At 69.9% G+C, this 2,420-nt stretch carries 2 protein-coding genes; one reads left to right on the top strand and one right to left on the bottom strand.

The window, feature by feature from the left end; genetic code table 11:
* On the bottom strand, window positions 1-784 hold a 784-nt coding region (locus AC2VON_RS20865; protein WP_486954622.1), incomplete at its 3' end, for an aminotransferase class III-fold pyridoxal phosphate-dependent enzyme.
* Window positions 785-889: 105 nt separating this feature from the next.
* Between AC2VON_RS20865 and lnt the strand changes: the two genes are divergently transcribed.
* On the top strand, window positions 890-2,420 hold a 1,531-nt coding region (gene lnt, locus AC2VON_RS20860; protein WP_486954621.1), incomplete at its 3' end, for an apolipoprotein N-acyltransferase.

Below are 2,420 nucleotides of genomic sequence, written 5' to 3'. Positions count from 1 at the left end.
CGGCGATGAACACCACACCGTTGTCGCGACACCACGCCAGCAGCGTCGGCAGGAATCCCTCGGCCGGAACGATGAACCCGCCCTCGCCCTGGATCGGTTCGATGACCAGCGCGGCCAGGTTCTCGGCGCCGATCTGGCTCTCGATCACGCCGATGGCCCGAGCCGCGGCCCACTCGCCGTTGACGGCCAGATCCTTGTTCACCAGGCCGTCGCGGTACGGGTAGGACATCGGCGCCCGGTAGATGTCCGGCGCGAACGGCCCGAACCCGCTCTTGTACGGCATCGCCTTGGCAGTCAGGGCCATGGTCAAGTTGGTGCGGCCGTGGTAGCCGTGGTCGAACGCGACCACGCCGGACTTGCCGGTGTAAAACCGGGCGATCTTGACGGCGTTCTCCAATGCCTCGGCGCCGGAGTTGAGCAGCACCGAGCGTTTTTCGCCGGAGCCGGGGGTGATTCGGTTGAGCTGTTCGGCAACGGCGACGTAACCCTCGTACGGGGTGACCATGAAACAGGTGTGGGCGAATTCGCCGGCCTGGGCGCGCACCGCGTCCACGACGCGGGGGGCGGTGTTGCCGACCGCGTTCACCGCGATGCCCGCACCCAGGTCGATGAGCCGGTTACCGTCCACGTCCTCCACGACGGCGCCGGCGGCACGAGCCACGTAGACCGGCACGGCACTGCCGACGCCGCGGGCCACCGCTGCTCCGCGCCGCCGGGAGAGCTGCATTGACATCGGGCCGGGAATCTCGGTCACCAGGTGGCGACTCTGTTCGAGTGGGGGCACGTTCGTTACTCCTCGCAGACGGCAGATCGAGACGATTTTCAGCCTATGGGTTCTTCCGGCCCGGTGCATGTACCGGTAAGGTGCGCGAATCGGCCGGATGAGGAGATGAAGATACCTGCTGAGCCAAGACGCAGCCGTTTGCCCATCGTGGCTCGATCGCAGCTGACACGACTGAGCGTCACGGCCTGCGCCGGCTTGCTGTTCTGGGCCAGTTTTGCGCCGGTCGACTGGTGGTGGACAGCGGTTCCGGCTTTCGCGCTGTTCGCCTGGGTGTTGACGCAGCGCGCCACGACGCTGGTCGGCGGGGTCATCTACGGCTTGGTCTTCGGCTTGGCGTTCTACCTGCCGCTGGTGCGGTGGGCCGGCGCGTTCGCCGGCCCGCTGGCGTGGTGGGGGCTGGCGATGCTCGGCGCGGTGTTCACGCCGTTCTTCGGGGCGGCCGCTGTGGCGGTGCGGTGGTTGCCGGGCTGGCCGGTGTGGTTCGCGGCGCTGTGGCCGGTATCGGAGTGGCTGCGATCGTGGGTGCCGTTCGGCGGAGTTCCGTGGGGCGCTGTGGCCACCGGTCAGACGCACGGGCCGCTGCTGCCGTTGGTGCGGCTGGGCGGGGCGCCGCTGCTGTCGGCGGCGGTTGTCCTGCTGGGCGCCAGCCTGACGGCGCTCGCGCGCAACGTTGCGGTGCGGCGACGCAGCCGCGACGGCAGCGGCTCACCCGAAGTCGGCTTGGCGGGCGCGCTGGTGTCGTCGGCTGCTTACCTGTGTGTGGTGTTGACGGCCGCCGCCACGGCCTGGCCGGTGGTCCGGCACGCGGCATCGGCGGCCGGCCCGTCGGTCATCGTGGCCGCGGTGCAGGGCAGCGTGCCCCGGCTGGGGCATGACTTCAACGCACAACGGCGCGCCGTGCTCGACTACCACGTCCGCGAGACGCTGCGGCTGGCCGCCGATGTGCGCGCCGGCCGGGCCGCCCGGCCGGCGTTCGTGGTGTGGCCGGAGAACTCCTCTGACATCGATCCGCTGCTCAACTGGGACGCCGGCCGGCAGATCGGCGTCGCCGCCACGGCGATCGGCGTGCCGATCCTGGTCGGCGCCCTGCTGGCGGTACCGGACAGCGACGTCGACTATCCCGCTTACACCAACACGGTGATCGTGTGGGATCCGGCGACTGGGCCGGGCGAACGCCACACCAAGCAGTTCGTGCAGCCGTTCGGCGAGTATCTGCCCATGCCGTGGTTGTTCGCCCACCTCGCCCCGCACGGGCGCGGGTATGGCTACATCGTGGCGGGCCGCAGCACCGGGGTGGTGCACGCCGCCGGTGTTGCGGTCGGCGTCGGAACCTGCTGGGAGGTCACGTTCGACGAAGCCCTGCGGCAGTCGGTGAACAACGGCGCCGAGCTGCTGGTGGTCCCGTCGAACAACGCTACGTTCGGCGAGCTGATGAGCGAGCAGCAGCTGGCCTTCGCCAGGGTTCGGGCAGTCGAATTCGACCGATACGTGGTCGTCGCCAGCACCACCGGCGTCAGCGCCGTGATCTCTCCGGACGGCCGCGAGCTGGCCAGGACCGGATACTTCGCACCGGCCTACCTGGACACCTCGGTGCGCCTGAAGACACACCTGACGCCGGCGGCGCGCTGGGGTGCCC

The sequence above is a fragment of the Mycobacterium sp. TH-M82 genome, assembly GCF_057473605.1.
This window is presented reverse-complemented; position numbering and strand designations above follow the sequence as displayed.